Source organism: Testudinibacter sp. 'clade 2' (genome assembly GCF_006227735.1).
In the GTDB taxonomy this organism is placed as follows: domain Bacteria; phylum Pseudomonadota; class Gammaproteobacteria; order Enterobacterales; family Pasteurellaceae; genus Chelonobacter.
This window is the reverse complement of record NZ_VDHB01000018.1, coordinates 18,764-37,264: the sequence shown is the minus strand read 5'-3', so window position 1 is coordinate 37,264 and position 18,501 is coordinate 18,764. Positions and strand designations below refer to the sequence as shown.

Sequence of the window (18,501 nt, the reverse complement as noted above, 5' to 3'; positions counted from 1 at the left end):
TTGTTGATTTATTGCGCTAAGGCATCCACTTGTTTAATTAAAGTATCGCCATTACGCTCGATGAAATATTGACGAACCGGTTGTTCTACAATATCACGGAACGGCTTAGTATCCACTTTTTCCACCACTTCGATACCGGCTTTTCTGAATTTATCCAAAATATCCAGCTCGTTTTTGGCATTCAGTTCACGCTGATAAGCACCGGCTTCTTTTGCCGCATCCAAAATCGCCTGCTGTACTTCCGGTGCGAAGCTGTCAAATTTTTGTTTGTTCATCACCACCAACAGCGGAGTGTAACCATGGTTAGTCAAACTCAAATATTTTTGTACTTCATACAGCTTGGTCGACCAAACGATGCCGATTGGGTGCTCTTGAGCGTCAACGGCGCGGGTTTCAAGTGCGGTATATAATTCTGACAACGGCATCGGCACCGGATTAGCACCCAGCAATTTGAACGCCTCAACATACATTGGGTTTTGGTTGGTACGAATTTTTAAGCCTTTAACATCATCAGGGGTGTTGATCGGATGTTTAGAGTTGGTGATAGAACGGAAACCCACTTCCCAGAAGCCTAGCCCTTTCAAACCTTTATCTTCCAATTCCTTCAGCAGCCCTTGTCCGATTTCGCCGTCCAACACCCGATAAGCATGTGCTTTATCTTTAAAAATAAACGGAATATCGATCACATTCAAATTAGAAACCAAACCACTGAAATTTGGTGAACCGGACATTTCAATATCAATAGTACCGCCACGCACGGCGCTGATCATGGTTTGTGCATTACCCAGTGTGCTGTCTGGAAACAGCGATAACTTCAATTCACCTTTGGTTTTCTCTTTTAATAATTCGTCAAATTTTTTGGCAGCAATATGTTGAGTATCACTGCGTGGCGCTTCATAACCAAAACGTAACGTCGTTGCAGCTTGAGCGCTAACCGTTGCGGCAGCCAGCGTTAATCCGGTTAAAAGTGCGGTAAGTTTTTTCATAACATTCTCCTATTAGAGGTTGAAGTAAAACGTTTAAATTAAGGTTGTAGCCAGCTGAGTGGCGTTAAAATCAACGATGGAAACAAAACAAAAGCAAACAGCAGTCCCAATAGCATGAGCATATAAGGAAAAATCCCTTTTGCTGCCTGATCAAACTGCAATTTCGCCACGCCGGTGATCACGTTCAAGACATTGCCGATCGGTGGTGTAATCAAGCCAATTGATGTATTCAAGATAAACAGCACCCCGAAATAGACCGGATCAATTCCGGCTTCCTCCACCAGCGGCATCAGCACCGGGGTTAAAATCAGTACGGTCGGGGTCAAATCCATCACCATCCCGATAATAAAAACGGCGATCATAATGACAATTAGCAGCAAGGTTGGTGAGTCAATCAAGGGTTCCAACAGCTCGGTGATCATTTGCGGCAGTTCGGCAACGGTGATCAACCAACCGGAAACCTGAGCGGCCGCAACCAGCAGCATCACCACGGCAGTGGTTTTGCCTGCCGCCAGCAATACGCCGTACAGCTGTGTGATTTTTAACTCACGATATACAAACATGGAAACAATCAAGGCGTAAAATGCAGCTACCGCACCGGCTTCGGTCGGGGTGAAAATGCCCAAGCGGAAACCACCGATAATAATCACCGGTAACAACAATGCCCAAATACTGTTTTTAAACGAAATGCACAGCTCTTGTTTAGTGGCTTTCGAGAACGTCATCAAATTCAGGCGTTTGGATTGCCATGCCCACAATGCCGCCAAACAGCAACCCATCATGATGCCGGGGAAGATCCCTGCCATAAACAGTTTGGTGATCGATACACCACTGGCAACTCCGAAGATGATAAACGGAATCGAAGGCGGAATAATCGGTGCAATAATTCCTGCGGCACCGATCAAGCCGGCAGAACGTTCGACCGGATAGCCGGTGGTTTTCATCATTGGAATCAACATTGCTGCAACTGCCGCCGTATCCGCCACCGCTGAACCGGACAGACTCGCCATAATCATTGCGGCAATAATTGCCACAAAGCCCAAACCACCGCGTTTATGCCCAACTAATTTCATCGGTAAATCAATAATCCGTTTTGATAAGCCGCCTTCATTCATCAACTCTCCGGCAAGGATAAAAAACGGAATCGCCAACAGTGAAAAACTGTCTGCGCCACTGACCAAATTTTGTGCCAAGATTTGTGGATCAAACAGATCCAGATGCAGCATCAAGGCAACGCCACAGACGATCAAAGAAAAGGCAACCGGAATCCCTAACGCAATCGAACCCAGCAACACGCCGAGGAAAATAATAATTGTCATGCTAATTCTCCTTTGGCTAATTGGATCGCATTGGAAACCAAGCGAATCAGTAACAATAGACCAATTAAGCCGCTCATAATCACACCCGCCAGAAAATTAACCCCGGTAGGGATTTCCGAGATCGGCGCATAATTGCTCATATTCAGTTGCATTTGGGCATAGCTGCCGACAAAAATCAGGTAGCAGCAGTACAACATCACCCCATCGGTCAGGACGGTAAGCAGTTTACGTTTAAAAGGCGACAGTTTATCGATCAATACCGACACACTGACATGCCCATTCTCTTTAAAAACTAACACCGCCCCCAAAAAAGTGACCCAAACAAACGCATAGCGGGATAACTCTTCGGCAACAGTAATACTGGTATGGAAGCTGTAACGTAGCACCACATTGGTAAACACCATGATCGCCATTGCTGACAGCAGTAACACCACGATGGTTTCCAAGATTTTGCTGGTATAGAAAATGACGTTATTCATTTGAACTCCTGACAAACTGATTAAAGTTCACTGACGGCAATTTTGACGACAACCTTACGAATTTTCGCCATTTCGCCATCGAAGCATGCCGGACGGTGGATATCACTGGGGAAAAATACTGCAAAATTACCGGGGCGCATCACCAGTTCCGATTCAGCGTCAACATCTTGATAAAATAAAATATCACGTTCAGTATCGTAAGGTTTTGCCACCGTATTGCCGCCACGATCCACCGCAACACCAATCCGCTCTTGTCCGCTGTGCAGATATTGCACGTCGAGATAGCGACGATGAACTTCCGGCAAAATGTGTGTTTTCGGCTGCGTTTCCAAATCCAACACCTGGGCATAAATCAGCTCGCCCTTGATCGGATAGCGCCCTGCTGCCAATTGGTCGAAATCGGTATGCTTCAGAAAATCCAGTGCAGCAACCACCGCACCGGGATAGAGATGTTCCTCTACTTGTGAAATATGACCAAAAAACATAATGTATTCCTTAAGATTATCTTGTTCGGATTAGAGTGATTTCAATTTTGCCCAGACAGTATCATCGACCGGAATGCCATTGGCGCGGTTGTCTGCCAAAATGGTGGTAAATTCATGCCCCGGCAACCGCACTTCAATATTGGGATCGGCACGTTCTGCGGTTTTCACATAATCCATAATCCGTTGCAGCTTTTCGTCTTTGGTTTTACCATCAATCAAACGATCAACTTCGATGGCAATAAACACTTGTGAAACGCAATATTCGTCATCTTTCTCTTCGGTCACTTCCGCTACGGACAAGCCGTTGGAAAGCAAGGTTGCGATCATATCCAACACAATCGACAGTCCTGAACCTTTCCAATAGCCCATCGGCAATAGACGGCGATTTTTTTCGACCGTGCCCGGATCTTTGGTCAAATTGCCGTCATCATCAAATCCCGCATCGACAAAGGTTTGACGGCCGGCAAGACGATTGACTTCCAACATGCCGTAGGAATACATCGAGCAGGACATATCCACCATCGTAATCGGATTGCTTGGAATCGCAATAATCAACGGATTGGTACCAATACGACACTCTTTAGCGCCCCACGGCGGCATTACCGCAATCGAGTTGGTCCAGCAAATGCCGATGTAGCCATTTTCTGCCGCCTGCCAGCCATAACCGCCGCCACGCATCCAGTGGTTGGCATTTTTCAGCGCTACCACCCCGATTCCATGTTGATCAGCCAATGCCATTGCGCGATCCATCATCTCTTTTGCGGTTAAATTGCCGATTGCCTGATGGGCATCCCACTGCTCGATTGCGCCAAGAGAAAGCACTTTTGTCGGCTTAGCTGTCGGATCAATATCGCCTTTTTCCAACTGTTGGATAAAACGTGGGAAACGGTTGACACCATGGGAGTAAACGCCGGATTCGGTGGTGTCGGCAAACATGGTTGCACAGGCTTCCGCCGTGCCTTCTTCGACATCACGCGCCAATAAAACCCGTTTGAATTCTTGTTTTAATTCGCTGTAACTGACTTGCATAATAACCTCTACTGTTGCTTGAAAATTTCATATAGTGAAATGATATTTCATATATTGTATGAATTTTAATAATTAAGCAAATTTAATTTCAAATTAAAATAACTATAAATCAAATACTTATAAAATTTTATTGATATTGTGATCCTTATCGCATTTTTAGATTGACCTTTTCGATAAGAAAGAGGAATAATAGAGCTTGTCAATTATGAGAGCAGAAATATGTCAGATCACATTGAATCAGAAGGCAAAAAATCGGTTAATAATCAAAGTTTAGTTCGTGGCTTAACCCTGCTTGAAATTTTGAGTAACTTTCCTAATGGCTGTCCTTTAGCAAAATTGAGCGAGCTGTCTGGCCTGAATAAAAGCACTACCCACCGTATGCTGCAAAGCCTGCAATCTTGTGGTTTTGTCAAACCGACCAACACCATGGGGACTTATCGGCTGACCAGCAAATGCTTATCCATCGGGCAAAAAACCCTCTCCTCATTAAATATCATCAATATTGCTTCGCCGCTGTTGGAAGAACTGAACCTTGAAACTGGTGAAACCGTCAATTTCTCATTGCGGGAAAACGGACACGCCATCATGATCTACAAGCTGGAGCCGACCATGGGCATGATGCGAACCCGTTCCTACATCGGGCAACATCTGCAACTCTACTGTTCGGCAATGGGCAAAATTTTTATGGCGTACGACCAGCGTGATTACCTGCCACTGTATTGGGAAAAAAACAAAAGCAACATTAAAAAACTCACCTGTAACACTATTACCAAACTGGATGATATGAAAAATGAGTTGGCAACCATTCGTGATTTGGGTTTTGCGATGGATGCCGAAGAGAATGAAATTGGTGTCAGTTGTATTGCCTGCCCGATTTTCGATATTAACGGTAAAGTGGTTTACTCGGTGTCAATCTCGCTGTCGACCGCACGCCTCAACCAAATCGGCAAAACCGCACTTTTGCAACGCCTGAAAAAAACCGCCAATGCTATTTCCAACGAATTAGGCTCAACCAACAGTATTTAAATCAATCACAAACATCCCCTATTCATTGTGTGGCATCAGCGCCACACAATCAAAAATAACACTCAATTCTGCCTCCTATCTTTCATAAATTTAGTAGGGTCTGTTGATCTTTGTTTTTTGCTGTTAACCGTTTTTTAACGAATAAATTTTGATGTTGCTCACAAAATAACAATCTCACAATTTCAAATAACAAAATATTATTTCATAATTTGAAAAGAAGCCTCTCAAAGTCAACCCAGTGGGCAGCACTCAAGCGTGCTGTTTTTCCTCCAAACCAAGGAAACACTATGCACAATAATCACGCTGAACTCCCGCGCCTCAGTATGCAGCATATCGTGAAGCGCTTTGGCAACAATATTGCTGTCAATGATGTGAGTCTCAATATTTATCCCGGTGAAATCGTTGCCTTGCTAGGCGAAAACGGGGCGGGAAAATCCACACTGATCAAAATTCTGGCGGGCATTTACCCAAATGACGGTGGACAAATTTTGTTTGAAAACCAAGCTATTGACTCTGCGCTGTCACTAAAAACCGATAATCTGCAACCAATCTCCTTTATCCATCAGGATCTCGGCTTAATTGAATGGATGACCGTCGCTGAAAATATGGCGTTTGTGATGGGATTTCCAAAACGTTTCAGGCTGATCAACTGGCAAAAAGTGCGGTCTCAGGCAGAAAAAGCCCTAGCAGCAGTGGGCATTAATCTGGATCCCGACACTCGTGTTTTTGATCTGTCACGTACCGAAAAAGCCTTGCTTGCCATCGCTCGAGCGATTGCGGTGAATGCTAAAATTTTGATTTTGGACGAACCGACCGCCTCACTGCCCGCCAGCGACGTTAAACATCTTTTCACTGTGCTGCGCACCTTAAAACAGCAAGGGGTCGGCATGATCTATGTGACTCACCGACTGGACGAAGTGATTGAAATTGCTGACCGTATCTATGTGATGCGTGACGGTTTTCCGGTTGCAGAAGGGAAAACCAGCGACTATTCGGTGAAAGATCTGGTCGAGGTGATCGTCGGCGAACAGACCCGAGATCACCAGCGCCGTCCTCTACCGCAAGACACGCCACCGGTCATCACCCTTTCTGACGTCACCATCGGCGACACCGGCCCGGTGTCATTCTCACTACACCGTGGTGAGATGATCGCTCTCGCCGGACTGCGTGGTGCCGGGCAAGAAGAAGTAGGTCGCTTGTTGTTCGGCTTACGCCGAGCGGATCAAGGCAGCATTACCTTATTGGAACAGGATTACCGCCCGACTTCACCACAAGAGGCGATTCAAAAAGGAATCTCGCTGGTTGCCGGAGATCGCGCCAACGAAAGTTTGGTGATGTCGATGACCACCACCGAAAACCTATTCCTCAACCCTATCATTAAACAGAAAACCGCACTTCGATGGTATGATCGGGCACAGGAACTGAAAGAGAGCTGGTTTAAATTCCAACAATTTGATATTCGCCCTAAAAATATGTTTATCGAGGTCAGCGCCTTATCCGGTGGCAACCAGCAAAAGATCGTCATGGCACGCTGGCTACACCTCGATACCCCGGTGCTAATCCTGGAAGATCCCACTGCCGGGGTCGATGTCGGTGCCAGAGCGGAAATTTATGATGTGTTAAATAAAGCCCTGGCCAACGGCATGGCGATTATCGTGATCTCAACCGATTTTGAAGAGATCGCCCACCTTTGCAACCGTGCACTGGTATTCAACCGTGGTAGTGTGGTCGGCGAACTGTTTAATCAAGAGATCACCTTTGCGCGACTACTACAACTGGCTTCTGCCGCAACACCCCATCACACCTCACCCGTAACGCATTCAGCGATATAAGGATTGTTATTATGGCTCAAACTTCTGTCAAATCTACCGCACTTGAACAAGCCGTATCCCTGCGTCGGGACGGTTTTATGCCTTGGTTGTCGCAACAATCAACCCGTTATGGGCTGCTCTGGCTGTGTGTGATACTGGTATTGGTGTTTTCACTGACCACACCAACCTTTGCCTCGATGCTGACCTTGAATGCGATTTTGGAAACCAAATCCAAAATTGCGTTGCTGGCACTGGCGGCCACCACCACGATGATTGTCGGTAAAATTGATCTCAACGTCGGCTTTGGCATCGTGTTATGGCATATTTTAGCCATCAGCTTGCAGATTCAATTTGGTTTTTCGTGGCAAATGGCGGTGATCACCGTATTGGTTATTGCGGCACTATACGGATTATTAAACGGCATTTTAGTCGCCCTGGCGGACATTGACAGTTTTGTTGCCACACTCGGCTCCGGCACTGTTTTGTACGCGATTGCATTATGGCACTCCGGTGGGCGACAAATTGTCGGTGATCTGCCAGATGCGTTCTATGATCTCAACAGCACTGCGCTTTTCGGCATTCCGATCTCGGCTTTTTATGTGCTGATTGTTGCGATTATTTTGTGGATTATCACTGAACATACCCCGATTGGTCGCTGTATGTATGCAGTCGGTGGCAATCCGGCAGCCGCACGCCTGAACGGCATCTCAATCAAAAAATATACCATTGTCTCCTTTATCGCCTCCAGCACTTTGACCGGCTTCACCGGTGTGTTGATCGCCGCACAGCAAGGCGTAGGACAAGCCAGTGTCGGCATGGACTACTTATTACCGGCATTAGTCGGCGCATTTTTAGGCAGCACTACGATTCGACCAGGCAGAGTCAACGTCTGGGGAACGGTGGTCGGTATCGCCATTTTAGCCATCGGTATTTCCGGCATTCAACAATTTGGCGGTGCTTTCTGGGTCGAACCGTTATTTAACGGCACCACCCTATTGCTGTCGATTACCATCGCCGGATATGCTCAACGCAAACGTTTGTCAAACCAAAAATTGGTTCAGAAAAAAGAACCGATTACCCCTGAAACACAACCTCAATAATAAGGATAAGCTCATGAAACGCATCGCTAAAAAATCCCTTATCGCTACCGCACTTTTCGGCGTGGTCTTCAGCTTCAGCCAAACGGCTTTTGCCGAAGATGCCTTTGTTGCCCAAGCGAAACAAACCGTTGCTGCCGCCACTGCACCACAAACGGTTTGGGACGGCCCAACCAGTGGTCCGCAGCTACAAAAAGATAAGTCTGTCATTTTTATTGCTTCCGACATGAAAAACGGCGGCGTGTTGGGTGTCTTGGACGGTATGAAACAAGCAGCAGCCGTGGCGGGTTGGAAACTGGATGTGCTGGACGGTGCCGGTTCGGTCAGCAATCAATTGGCATCGCTCAATCAAGCGATCGCCAAAAAACCGGATGCCATCGTCATAGGCGGTTGGAACCCGAATGTGGCACGCAACCCGTTGAAAAAAGCCCATGAACAAAACATTACCCTGATTGCTTGGCACGCATCACCACAACCGGGCCCGATTGATCAATACAATGTCTTCTATAACGTGACTTCTGACTCCGACCAAATTGCTAAATTATCAGCGCTACTCGCCGTCGCCAAATCCGAAGGCAAAGCCCAAGTGGTGATTTTAACCGATTCGCTGTATGAAATCGCATTGCGCAAAGCCAACGTGATGAAAGAGACGATTGAGCAATGCAGTGGCTGTAAAGTGCTCGAATTCGTCGATACGCCACTGGCGGACACCTCCAGCAGAATGCCGGGTTTGACCTTCAGCACCTTGCAGAAATATCAGGATAATTTCCAATACACCCTCGCCATTAACGATCTCTATTTTGATTTTATGGCGCCGTCACTGCGCAGCGCCGGCATCAAGGGCGATGCCGCACCTTATAACATCTCGGCAGGCGATGGCTCCGTCACCGCTTATCAACGCATTCGCGCAGGTGAGCACCAAGTGGCAACCGTGCCAGAACCGCTAAATTTGCACGGCTGGCAATTGGTTGATGAACTAAACCGCGCATTTTCCGGTGAAAAACCGTCCGGTTATGTCACCCCGGTACATTTGGTCACCAAAGAAAATATTGCCTATGATGGTGGCGACAAAAATAACTATGACCCACAAAACGGTTATCAAAATGCCTATCGTAATATCTGGGGCGTGAAATAATCTGTTCAATAATCAACGGGATATCGACGGATATCCCGTAAACCTTATCGGTCATAATCACTCATGGATATCAATCATGACTATTAATATTTATGATTCAGCCTACGCTTATCTATTTGATCAAAATACTTCAGTGGAATGCCTGTTCACAGATGCCGTTTGGGCAGAAGGGCCGGTCTGGCTGCCGGACGAAAGTGCGGTTATCTTCAGCGATGTAAAAGGCAATAAAATGTTTAAATGGCGCGAAAAAGGCACTGAGATTTTTCGCAGCCCTTCCGACTTTGCCAATGGCAATGCCCTTTGGACGGATGGCTCACTGTTAACCTGCCAACATGGCAGCCGTAGCCTCAGCCACACCGATAAACAAGGCAAGGTGTCGACTTTAGTTGATCATTACGACGGGCGCCGCTTCAACTCCCCTAACGATCTGGCGGTGAAATCCGACGGCACGGTGTGGTTTACCGATCCACCCTACGGCATTCTTAGCAACGACGAGGGCTATCAAGCCGCCAGTGAGATAATCGGCTGCTATATCTACTGCTACTGCCCACAACAAAACCAGACTAAACTGGCAACGTTTAATACCATGCGCCCCAATGGGCTATTTTTCTCCCCTGACGAAAAAACCTTATATGTAGCAGACATGTCCAGCGTAGAATTCAGCGACGGGTTACACCACTTGGTCGCCTTTGATGTCAACGGATGCCAACTGAGCAATCGCCGCACTATTTGCGAAATCAACCCTGGTATTCCGGACGGATTTTGTGTGGATCAGAATGGATTAATCTATTGCAGTTGCGCTGATGGCGTGCTGATCATTACGCCACAAGGAAAAACCATCGCAAAAATCACGTTGGGCAAAACCACGTCAAATTGCACCTTAGGCGGCAAGGCTCAAAATCAATTGTTTATCACCGCCAGCAACTGCCTGTTCCGAGTGCGATTAAACACCAAAGGCTTTCAATATAATGCTTTTGATTAGGCTAACTCGCTTCGATACACCATGTTACGGGTGTATCGAGTAGCAATTCTACCTATAACTTCAACACTTTAACATTGTGATAGCCCAATTGGTGTAAATACAACGCTTGCAATTTGCTCATCACCCCACGCTCGCAATACAGCAGATACTGTTTGTCGGTATCTAGCTTGGCAAATGCGGTTGCCAATTTATAAAACGGGATGGCTAACATGGTTTTACCACTCAGTAATAATGGCTTTTCCTCAACTTCATCAACACTGCGCACATCAACCACCACGTCGTTCTCGCCAACCACGGTGGTGGTTTCTACCTCGTGGGTAATGTCGGAAGTTTGCTCACCGATGTTACGAATATCCAAATATTGTGCACTGCCGACCGCACTTTCTAATATACTGAAATCAAAATGCGCCTCTTCCTGCTCAATCTTCGTTTTAATCGCTTTTACGGTCGGATTTTTTGAGATCACGCCACAAAATTCCGGCATCGATTTAGCAATATCATCAGTGCCGATTTGTTTTGCCAATTCAATAATTTGCTCTTTATCGTGAGTAATCAGCGGTCGTAACATCAACGCTTCAGAGGCTTCATCAATCAAGCGTAAATTGGTCAGGGTTTGGCTGGAAACCTGCCCTAGCGCTTCCCCGGTGACGATGGCTTGAATCCCGAAACGCTCGGCAACTTTCGAAGCGGCACGCACCATCATCCGTTTTAACACCACGCCCATTTGCCCGTTATCGACTTTTTCCAAGATCTCTGCCACCACCGGCTCAAAATTGATTGCCACAAACCGCACTTTGTGCGATGAACTATAGCGTTGCCAAATATGGTACGCCATCTGTTTAACGCCAATTTCATGCGCTGCACCGCCCAGATTGAAGAAACAATAGTGCACTCGCGAACCACGTCGAATTAGCATATAACTGGAGACACCGGAATCAAAACCACCGGAAATCAGCGATAACACATCTTCCTGAGTGCCAATCGGAAAGCCACCCAATCCAGCATAACGCTGTTTAACCACCATCATATGATCGTCTTCAATATCAATCCGCACGGTGATATCCGGATTGGTCAACTGGACTTTGGCGCTGGCAATCTGTTGGTTCAAGCCACCACCGACATAGCGTTCTACATCAAGCGAACTGAATTCATGCTTGCCTTTGCGGCGCACACGTACACAAAAAGTGCGGTTTTCCAGTAGCTCACGTTTGGCTTGCAAAGTTTGTTCAAAAATATCGTGCAAACTGCTAAACGGCTTATCTTCCACTTCTAAAATGTGGTGGATACCCGGTGTGCGCTGCAAATATTCCAACAGCAAATCGCGCTGTTGCGGATCTTTACTCCGCACTTCGATGTAATCCCAATGGCGAACCACCGCCACGGTTTGATCGTATTTAGCCAAGGTATTACGGATATTGCAGGTTAAGATTTTGATAAAGCGTTTGCGCACCGACTCGCTTTTGATCATGATTTCAGGGAATAATTTGATGATAAATTTCATGTAGACAGACTGTTTTTAAAGGTTAAAAAAAATTTAGCGACATTGTACACGAAATTTATAAAAAAACACCGACAACAAATTGAATCTGAAGTACAATGTGCGGTTTATAAAACAATATAAAGATCAACAGACCCTAATCAGTAAGGACTTGTTTCATGGACAAACTCGGCAATGCAAAAAAAACCGATTTTGAATCAACACTTTCTCAATTGGAAAGCATCGTATCTCGTTTGGAGTCAGGCGAATTGCCGCTGGAAGAGGCATTAAGCGAGTTTGAAAAAGGGATTAAATTAGCGCAACAGGGGCAACAACGCCTACAAAAAGCCGAACAACGAGTGCAAATCCTGTTGGAAAAAAGCAGTGTCGCACCGCTTGCAGACTATGATAACAATGACTAATCAACACCACGATCAAGCCATGCCGAATTACTGTTTTAGCGACGATCTGAACAGCTTGCGCCAACGAATTAACGGCTTTTTACAGCAACGCTTGCAACGCTTCGACAGCACTCCGGCACCATTAGCCAATGCGATGCGTTACGGTATTCTATTGGGCGGCAAGCGTTTGCGCCCATTTCTGGTTTATGCCTGTGGTCGTATGCTGCACGCCGAACCGCAAGCGCTGGATTACGCCGCAACAGCAATTGAAGCAATTCATAGTTACTCGCTGATCCACGATGATCTGCCGGCAATGGATAATGATACGCTGCGCCGCGGGCAAAAAACCTGCCATATTGAATTTGACGAAGCCAGCGCTATTCTAGCAGGCGATGCGTTGCAGGCTTTTGCTTTCGAATGCCTGAGTGATATGCCGATGGTGTCCGCTGAACAAAAAGTGGCGTTGATCAAAACCCTTGCCGTCGCTGCCGGTGGACAAGGGATGTGTTTGGGCCAAAGTTTGGATCTCGTTGCTGAACAAAGTGCGGTCAGCCTGGAATTTCTACAACGAATCCATCACAATAAAACCGGCGCGTTAATTACCGCTGCTGTTGAAATGGGCTTGCTCTGCTCACCGCACTTTGACGATCTTGCTTTGCGTCAACGGCTCGTCCGTTATGCACAAGCGATTGGTTTAGCGTTTCAGGTGCAAGACGATATTTTAGATATCACCGCTGACAGCTCCACCTTGGGCAAAAATGCTGGCTCAGATCTGTTGTTAGACAAAAGCACCTATCCCAAATTATTAGGCTTGGATGGCGCCAAACAAAAAGCAGAACAATTAATTGCCAGCGCCAAAGCAGAATTACAGGATTTGAATTTTAATACTGAACCGCTAATCAATTTGGCGGATTATATTATTCAACGGCATAATTAATGCCCTTATTCGACTTTGAATAATAAAATTTAAATAATGAAGTTTAAATAACAAAGTTTAAATAATAAAGAACCCTTGATTTTAACGATGCAACCTACTATGCAAAATTACCCGATTTTAGCTTTAATCAACACCCCTGACGATCTGCGCTTGTTAAATCGCGATCAACTGCCAGCACTGTGTGACGAACTGCGACAATTTTTGTTGGAATCCGTCAGCCGCACGAGTGGGCATTTAGCCTCTGGTTTAGGCACTGTCGAGCTGACCATTGCCTTGCACTATGTCTATCAAACCCCGTTTGACCAGCTGATTTGGGATGTAGGTCATCAAGCCTATCCGCACAAAATTCTGACCGGACGCCGCAACAAAATGCACACCATTCGACAAAAGGGCGGCTTGCATCCGTTTCCGTGGCGCGAAGAGAGCGAATACGACGTGTTGTCGGTCGGCCACTCCTCCACCTCAATCAGTGCCGGTTTGGGCATTGCGATTGCAGCGGAAAAAGAGAATGCCAACCGCAAAACCGTGTGCGTAATCGGCGACGGCGCCATCACTGCCGGTATGGCATTTGAAGCCCTGAACCATGCCGGAGCAATGCACACCGATATGTTGGTGATTTTGAACGATAATGAAATGTCGATTTCAGAAAACGTCGGCGCGTTGAACAACCATTTGGCACGACTGCTATCCGGTTCGTTCTACTCCTCAATTCGGGAAGGCAGTAAAAAAATCTTAGAAAATCTGCCGCCGATTAAAGAGTTTATGAAAAAAACCGAAGAACATGTGAAAGGTTTTGTCTCCGGCGGTACGTTGTTTGAAGAGTTGGGTTTTAACTACATTGGCCCAATTGACGGTCATAATGTAGACGAGCTGGTTTCCACCCTGAAGAACATGCGCAACCTGAAAGGCCCACAATTTCTGCATGTGATGACCAAAAAAGGCAAAGGCTATGCCCCGGCAGAAAACGACCCGATCGGTTTTCACGGTGTACCAAAATTTGATCCAACATTGGGGATGCTACCAAAATCCAAAGCCAATATCGCCAGTTATTCGACTATTTTTGGCGATTGGCTGTGTGACATGGCAGCACAAGATACCAAATTAATCGGCATTACCCCAGCCATGCGTGAAGGATCAGGGATGGTCGAATTTTCCAACCGCTTTCCAGAGCGCTATTTTGATGTCGCCATTGCCGAGCAGCACGCCGTTACCTTTGCTGCCGGGTTGGCTATCGGTGGCTACAAGCCGGTGGTGGCGATCTACTCCACCTTCCTACAGCGGGCTTACGATCAACTGATTCACGATGTGGCAATTCCGAATTTGCCGGTGTTGTTTGCAATTGATCGTGCCGGGGTGGTTGGCGCCGACGGGCAAACCCATCAGGGCGCTTTCGACATCAGTTTCATGCGCTGCATTCCCAATTTGGTGATTATGACCCCAAGCGACGAGAACGAATGTCGCCAAATGCTGTACACCGGTTATCACTTGAATGCGCCTGCGGCAGTGCGTTATCCACGTGGATCCGGCATTGGCTGTGAGTTGCAGCCTCTAAATAGCTTACCAATTGGTAAAGCCAACAAAGTCCGTGACGGCAAAAATATTGCGATTTTAAATTTCGGTACATTGTTGCCACAAGCGCTAGCCGCCGCAGAGAAATTGAACGCCAGCGTGATCGATATGCGCTTTGTTAAACCGTTAGATCAGGCTTGCATCGCCGAAGCGGCGCAACAGCACGACATGTTGGTCAGCTTAGAAGACAATGCGATTCAAGGCGGCGCCGGAAGTGCGGTTGCCGAAACATTAAACCACTTGGCATTACGTGAAAAAATCATAATTCCGCCACTGCTACAATTGGGGTTCCCCGATCATTTCATTGCCCAAGGCGAACAGGCAGAAGTGTTAGCAGAATTGCAGCTGGACGCTGCTGGTATTGCGCAGCAAATTAGCGCATTTTGGCAGCAATAATCACTGTCGGATAATAAAAATAAAAAATGTTGAGATTTTTATGAACTTTTCGACATATCTTTAGTCTTAATTTATGCTAGTGCACTGCAAATGCAGTTGTCTTTTTACATTTTACTTATTGTAAGACCTCCCCCGATATTTATTCATTGAATATCGGGTTTTCTTTTTTATAACCGTTATTTTTTATAACCGCTTAAGCTTAAAATAAATGGCGCGCTTACACCATCAACTGAATCGCGCTGGCGATCAAAAATAATCCGAAGCCGATAAACACCAGCCCCGACAGATTATCAATATAGCGACTATAATTCAGATAAAACGATTTAACGCCTTGGCGGGAAAAAAGGTGGGCGATAAGATAAAAATAGATAAAACTTTCCAGCAGAATCATCACTGCAATAAAACCAATTTGCCAATAATCGGTTAAACTGCCGACTAATAAAGAAAAAATACCGCTGAAATAGATAATCGCTTTAGCATTGGCAAGATTGACCAATAAGCCTTGCCGAATGTTCGCCCAATCGGAAACTGGATTGAGTGCACGTTGATCACTGATCTGCGCCAGACTGATATTACTTTTCACCCGCAGCATCAGGCTGCCGAGATAGCTGAGATAAGCACCACCCAACAGCAATACCGCACTTTCAATCGGGGGATACAATTTGAAAAGTATCGCTAAGCCGAGCAGGCTTGCGCTCAGCCAAACCACTAAACCTAAGATAATTCCAACCACGCCCAACACCGCACTGCGCTGACTCTCACTGATCGCTTTGCGCGCTACAAAAAAGAAATCAGGACCGGGACTGACCAACGCAAACAAATGCACAAAAAACAGTTTAATCACTAAAGCAAGCATGGCTAATCGACTCTACAATCTGCCTAAGGTAAACAACAATAACAAGCAAAGTGCGGTATAAACCGCCGCCAGCAAATCATCGAGCATAATGCCGAGACCATTCTCGACATTTTTATCAAAATATTTGATCGGATACGGTTTCACAATATCAAAAAAGCGAAACAGCATAAATGCCAAACAATACCACAGCCAATTCTGCTGCGGCACAAACGCCAGCACCAGCCAGATCGCAATAATCTCATCCCACACAATCGCACCGTGATCGTGCACGCCCATATCGTGTGCCGTTTTTTCACACAAATAAATGCCAAGCACAAAGCCCGGCACTGCCAGCAACAATAAAAAAAACGGCGATACAAACTGTAATAAACCGATACCCAGTAACCAGCCGGCGAGAGTTCCCCAAGTGCCGGGGGCCGGTGACAATAATCCCGAACCAAAACCAAGCGCCAGAAAATGCACCGGATTACGCATGTTCAACTTGCTTAAGGCTCTTTTTTTATCATCTATTTTATCGTTCATTGACTGCCGTCCTTTTCTATTCAGATTTAAAAATGCTCAAAGCCTTGAACATCCGGCAGCGCCACTTTTTCAGCACCACGTTTTAAGCGAATCATTTGATTGGCATTTTGGCTGCGAATCTGTCCGATGCAGGTGTAATCAACCCCGATATGGGTTAATTCTCGTTCTAGTTTCGCGCAATTTTTATCTGCCACAGTAAAACATAGCTCATAATCCTCTCCCCCAGCCAACGCAAATTGCTCTGCTTTTTCGGCACCAAAAACCGCAATCAACTGTGGCGACAACGGCAGTTTGTCCAGCTTCAGGCTGGCGCTGACCGCACTTCGTTGTAAAATATGTGATAAATCTGCCAGCAAACCATCGGAAATATCAATCGCAGCACTGGCATAAGGCGCAATGCTTTGTCCGAACAGTACTCTTGGTACCGGGCGCAAATGGCGTTCAATGAGATAAGTTTCAGCTTGGCTAAGTGCGGTATCGCTGTTTTGCCCTCGTTTTTGCTGTAGCAAAGCTAAACCTGCCGCACTGTCACCCAAACTGCCGGTAACGTAAATCCAATCGCCTTTTTCTGCGCCGTGACGACACAACGCTTTGTCACGCGGAAGTAATCCGTGCGCGGTGATCGAAATCGAAAGCGGGCCTTTAGTGGTGTCGCCGCCAATCAGATCGACATTATAGTGATCTAAAATTTCAAAAAAGCTGCGGCTAAACGTTGCCAACCAATGGTGATCCACCTTCGGCAGCGTTAAGGCAAGCGAAATCCATGCCGGTTCAGCCCCCATTGCCGCCAAATCGCTCAGATTGACAGCAACGGCTTTATACGCCAAATCGGCAGGATCGATGTCGCTAAAAAAGTGGATGCCTTCGACTAAAGTATCTGTGGTGATCGCCAAACGTTGGTTGGCTTTGATCTCAGTGATGGCACAGTCGTCGCCAATGGCTAAGGCAACGTCCTTGCGCGGTGTGCGGGTGGAAGCGTTAAAATACTGACGAATAATACTAAACTCGTTATTTTGCTGCACCATTTAATCTCCTACCGCACTTTGTGATTTTAAATTTTGACTCTAGCTTATTTTCGTCCGAGCGCCGGTGCCAGTTTATCTAACACGCCGTTAATATATTTATGGCTCTCTTCTGCGCCGAATACTTTCGCCACTTCAATCGCTTCATTAATCACGACTTTATACGGCACATCCGCTTGATATTTCAATTCGTACGCTGCCATCACCAAAACCGCCCGCTCAATCGGATCCAATTCGCCGAATGCTCTGTCCAAGTGCGGTTCCAGTGTCTGTTGCAAATCGTCGCTATGCTCAGCACTTTGGCTCAATAGCTTACGGAAATACGGCATATCAACCCCTTTCATTTCTTGATCGGTAATGAAGGAGAGTTCTACTTCGGCAATCTCATTTTTAGAAATAAACCAAGAATACAGCCCTTGCACCGCACATTCTCTGGCACGGCGACGTGGTGATACTTTACTCATTATATTCTCCGTTAGGCGTTATCAATCGCATTCAGCAAATTGATCATTTCCAATGCAACCAGTGCCGATTCAGCGCCTTTGTTACCGGCTTTTGTGCCCGCTCTTTCAATCGCTTGTTCGATATTTTCCGTGGTCAATACACCAAACGCCACTGGAATTTCTGCCTGCATTGCCACTTGCCCCAAACCACTGCTGGCTTCCCCGGCAACATATTCAAAATGCGCCGTGCCGCCACGGATCACCGTACCCAATGCCACGATCGCATCATATTTTTTGCTGTCGGCTAAACGACGTGCCACTAATGGCAGCTCATAGGCACCCGGTGCGTATACCAGGGTAATATTTTCGTCTTTGACTTGTCCGATACGTTTCAAGGCATCGACTGCCCCTTCACGCAAACTTTCATTGATAAAACTGTTAAAACGGGCGATAACCACCGCAACTTTAGCTTCTGGCGCAGCCACGACACCTTGTAAAATTTTCATATGCTACCTTGTGAAATTGGAGA

19 protein-coding genes are annotated in these 18,501 nt (G+C 46.4%); 8 read left to right on the top strand and 11 right to left on the bottom strand.

What is annotated here, in order from left to right:
* Positions 1-8 precede the first annotated feature (8 nt).
* The 5 genes from FHQ30_RS02440 to yiaK are packed head-to-tail and all read right to left on the bottom strand — an operon-like array spanning position 9 to position 4,298.
* Positions 9-986 carry a TRAP transporter substrate-binding protein gene (locus tag FHQ30_RS02440; RefSeq protein WP_139611363.1) on the bottom strand — a complete coding sequence of 326 codons (978 nt, stop codon included), beginning with the start codon at positions 984-986 and terminating at the stop codon, positions 9-11.
* 38 nt (positions 987-1,024) lie between these two features.
* The gene (locus tag FHQ30_RS02435) at positions 1,025-2,305 is read right to left on the bottom strand and encodes a TRAP transporter large permease subunit (RefSeq protein ID WP_139611364.1); all 1,281 of its coding nucleotides are present in this window, start codon (positions 2,303-2,305) and stop codon (positions 1,025-1,027) included.
* On the bottom strand, positions 2,302-2,784 hold the full coding sequence (locus tag FHQ30_RS02430) for a TRAP transporter small permease (protein WP_132966591.1): 483 nt from the start codon (positions 2,782-2,784) through the stop codon (positions 2,302-2,304). Before FHQ30_RS02430 ends, FHQ30_RS02435 begins: the two co-directional genes overlap by 4 nt.
* A 20-nt stretch (positions 2,785-2,804) precedes the next feature.
* A complete protein-coding gene (locus tag FHQ30_RS02425) occupies positions 2,805-3,269 on the bottom strand; it encodes a NanQ anomerase/TabA/YiaL family protein (RefSeq protein WP_139611365.1) in 465 nt (154 codons plus the stop codon).
* A gap of 30 nt (positions 3,270-3,299) precedes the next feature.
* Positions 3,300-4,298 (bottom strand): 3-dehydro-L-gulonate 2-dehydrogenase, encoded by a 999-nt coding sequence (gene yiaK, locus FHQ30_RS02420; RefSeq protein ID WP_139611366.1) that lies wholly within the window; start codon positions 4,296-4,298, stop codon positions 3,300-3,302.
* A 219-nt stretch (positions 4,299-4,517) separates the two neighbouring features.
* Between yiaK and FHQ30_RS02415 the strand changes: the two genes are divergently transcribed.
* The 5 genes from FHQ30_RS02415 (at position 4,518) to FHQ30_RS02395 (ending at position 10,349) form a co-directional block, all read left to right on the top strand.
* Entirely contained in the window at positions 4,518-5,324 is an 807-nt protein-coding gene (locus tag FHQ30_RS02415; RefSeq protein WP_139611367.1) for an IclR family transcriptional regulator, read from the top strand.
* 323 nt (positions 5,325-5,647) lie between these two features.
* Positions 5,648-7,156, top strand: coding sequence for a sugar ABC transporter ATP-binding protein (locus FHQ30_RS02410; protein ID WP_267963827.1), 1,509 nt, complete (start codon positions 5,648-5,650; stop codon positions 7,154-7,156).
* 11 nt (positions 7,157-7,167) lie between these two features.
* Positions 7,168-8,235: an ABC transporter permease gene (locus FHQ30_RS02405; RefSeq protein ID WP_139611369.1), complete on the top strand. Its 1,068-nt coding sequence runs from the start codon at positions 7,168-7,170 to the stop codon at positions 8,233-8,235.
* Positions 8,236-8,248: 13 nt separating this feature from the next.
* A complete protein-coding gene (locus tag FHQ30_RS02400; RefSeq protein ID WP_139611370.1) occupies positions 8,249-9,367 on the top strand; it encodes an ABC transporter substrate-binding protein in 1,119 nt (372 codons plus the stop codon).
* Positions 9,368-9,443: 76 nt separating this feature from the next.
* Complete coding sequence (locus FHQ30_RS02395) at positions 9,444-10,349, top strand: SMP-30/gluconolactonase/LRE family protein (protein WP_139611371.1); 906 nt, start codon at positions 9,444-9,446, stop codon at positions 10,347-10,349.
* A 52-nt stretch (positions 10,350-10,401) separates the two neighbouring features.
* Here the strand turns inward: FHQ30_RS02395 and thiI are convergent, their stop codons facing one another.
* Entirely contained in the window at positions 10,402-11,850 is a 1,449-nt protein-coding gene (gene thiI / locus FHQ30_RS02390; RefSeq protein WP_139611372.1) for a tRNA uracil 4-sulfurtransferase ThiI, read from the bottom strand.
* Between the two features lie 155 nt (positions 11,851-12,005).
* Between thiI and xseB the strand changes: the two genes are divergently transcribed.
* The 3 genes from xseB to dxs all read left to right on the top strand — a co-directional run bounded on the left by xseB (position 12,006) and on the right by dxs (position 15,129).
* Positions 12,006-12,248 (top strand): exodeoxyribonuclease VII small subunit, encoded by a 243-nt coding sequence (gene xseB / locus FHQ30_RS02385; protein ID WP_132966607.1) that lies wholly within the window; start codon positions 12,006-12,008, stop codon positions 12,246-12,248.
* Positions 12,241-13,164 (top strand): (2E,6E)-farnesyl diphosphate synthase, encoded by a 924-nt coding sequence (gene ispA / locus FHQ30_RS02380; protein WP_267963823.1) that lies wholly within the window; start codon positions 12,241-12,243, stop codon positions 13,162-13,164. Before xseB ends, ispA begins: the two co-directional genes overlap by 8 nt.
* Positions 13,165-13,263: 99 nt before the next feature.
* Positions 13,264-15,129, top strand: a complete 1,866-nt coding sequence (gene dxs / locus FHQ30_RS02375) for a 1-deoxy-D-xylulose-5-phosphate synthase (RefSeq protein WP_139611373.1) — start codon at positions 13,264-13,266, stop codon at positions 15,127-15,129.
* 217 nt (positions 15,130-15,346) lie between these two features.
* Here dxs and FHQ30_RS02370 read toward each other — a convergent pair whose 3' ends face one another.
* From FHQ30_RS02370 to ribH, 5 genes are read right to left on the bottom strand one after another with little or no spacing between them, the layout of a single operon-like run.
* Positions 15,347-15,985, bottom strand: a complete 639-nt coding sequence (locus FHQ30_RS02370) for a LysE family transporter (protein ID WP_267963824.1) — start codon at positions 15,983-15,985, stop codon at positions 15,347-15,349.
* A 12-nt stretch (positions 15,986-15,997) separates the two neighbouring features.
* A complete protein-coding gene (locus FHQ30_RS02365) occupies positions 15,998-16,507 on the bottom strand; it encodes a phosphatidylglycerophosphatase A family protein (protein WP_139611374.1) in 510 nt (169 codons plus the stop codon).
* A 26-nt stretch (positions 16,508-16,533) separates the two neighbouring features.
* Positions 16,534-17,532 (bottom strand): thiamine-phosphate kinase, encoded by a 999-nt coding sequence (thiL, locus tag FHQ30_RS02360; RefSeq protein WP_139611375.1) that lies wholly within the window; start codon positions 17,530-17,532, stop codon positions 16,534-16,536.
* Between the two features lie 44 nt (positions 17,533-17,576).
* Entirely contained in the window at positions 17,577-17,993 is a 417-nt protein-coding gene (gene nusB, locus FHQ30_RS02355; protein WP_132966618.1) for a transcription antitermination factor NusB, read from the bottom strand.
* Between the two features lie 11 nt (positions 17,994-18,004).
* On the bottom strand, positions 18,005-18,478 hold the full coding sequence (gene ribH / locus FHQ30_RS02350; protein WP_139608103.1) for a 6,7-dimethyl-8-ribityllumazine synthase: 474 nt from the start codon (positions 18,476-18,478) through the stop codon (positions 18,005-18,007).
* Positions 18,479-18,501 lie beyond the last annotated feature (23 nt).

What these genes read in the sequence shown, in the direction of transcription:
- ribH (WP_139608103.1), bottom strand. Translation starts at nt 18,478, where the DNA reads ATGAAAATTTTACAAGGTGTCGTGGCTGCGCCAGAAGCTAAAGTTGCG.
- thiL (WP_139611375.1), bottom strand. Translation starts at nt 17,532, where the DNA reads ATGGTGCAGCAAAATAACGAGTTTAGTATTATTCGTCAGTATTTTAAC.
- FHQ30_RS02410 (WP_267963827.1), top strand. Translation starts at nt 5,648, where the DNA reads ATGCAGCATATCGTGAAGCGCTTTGGCAACAATATTGCTGTCAATGAT.
- thiI (WP_139611372.1), bottom strand. Translation starts at nt 11,850, where the DNA reads ATGAAATTTATCATCAAATTATTCCCTGAAATCATGATCAAAAGCGAG.
- FHQ30_RS02400 (WP_139611370.1), top strand. Translation starts at nt 8,249, where the DNA reads ATGAAACGCATCGCTAAAAAATCCCTTATCGCTACCGCACTTTTCGGC.
- FHQ30_RS02370 (WP_267963824.1), bottom strand. Translation starts at nt 15,985, where the DNA reads ATGCTTGCTTTAGTGATTAAACTGTTTTTTGTGCATTTGTTTGCGTTG.
- FHQ30_RS02430 (WP_132966591.1), bottom strand. Translation starts at nt 2,784, where the DNA reads ATGAATAACGTCATTTTCTATACCAGCAAAATCTTGGAAACCATCGTG.
- FHQ30_RS02435 (WP_139611364.1), bottom strand. Translation starts at nt 2,305, where the DNA reads ATGACAATTATTATTTTCCTCGGCGTGTTGCTGGGTTCGATTGCGTTA.
- FHQ30_RS02415 (WP_139611367.1), top strand. Translation starts at nt 4,518, where the DNA reads ATGTCAGATCACATTGAATCAGAAGGCAAAAAATCGGTTAATAATCAA.
- FHQ30_RS02425 (WP_139611365.1), bottom strand. Translation starts at nt 3,269, where the DNA reads ATGTTTTTTGGTCATATTTCACAAGTAGAGGAACATCTCTATCCCGGT.
- FHQ30_RS02365 (WP_139611374.1), bottom strand. Translation starts at nt 16,507, where the DNA reads ATGAACGATAAAATAGATGATAAAAAAAGAGCCTTAAGCAAGTTGAAC.
- dxs (WP_139611373.1), top strand. Translation starts at nt 13,264, where the DNA reads ATGCAAAATTACCCGATTTTAGCTTTAATCAACACCCCTGACGATCTG.
- xseB (WP_132966607.1), top strand. Translation starts at nt 12,006, where the DNA reads ATGGACAAACTCGGCAATGCAAAAAAAACCGATTTTGAATCAACACTT.
- yiaK (WP_139611366.1), bottom strand. Translation starts at nt 4,298, where the DNA reads ATGCAAGTCAGTTACAGCGAATTAAAACAAGAATTCAAACGGGTTTTA.
- FHQ30_RS02395 (WP_139611371.1), top strand. Translation starts at nt 9,444, where the DNA reads ATGACTATTAATATTTATGATTCAGCCTACGCTTATCTATTTGATCAA.
- FHQ30_RS02440 (WP_139611363.1), bottom strand. Translation starts at nt 986, where the DNA reads ATGAAAAAACTTACCGCACTTTTAACCGGATTAACGCTGGCTGCCGCA.
- FHQ30_RS02405 (WP_139611369.1), top strand. Translation starts at nt 7,168, where the DNA reads ATGGCTCAAACTTCTGTCAAATCTACCGCACTTGAACAAGCCGTATCC.
- ispA (WP_267963823.1), top strand. Translation starts at nt 12,241, where the DNA reads ATGACTAATCAACACCACGATCAAGCCATGCCGAATTACTGTTTTAGC.
- nusB (WP_132966618.1), bottom strand. Translation starts at nt 17,993, where the DNA reads ATGAGTAAAGTATCACCACGTCGCCGTGCCAGAGAATGTGCGGTGCAA.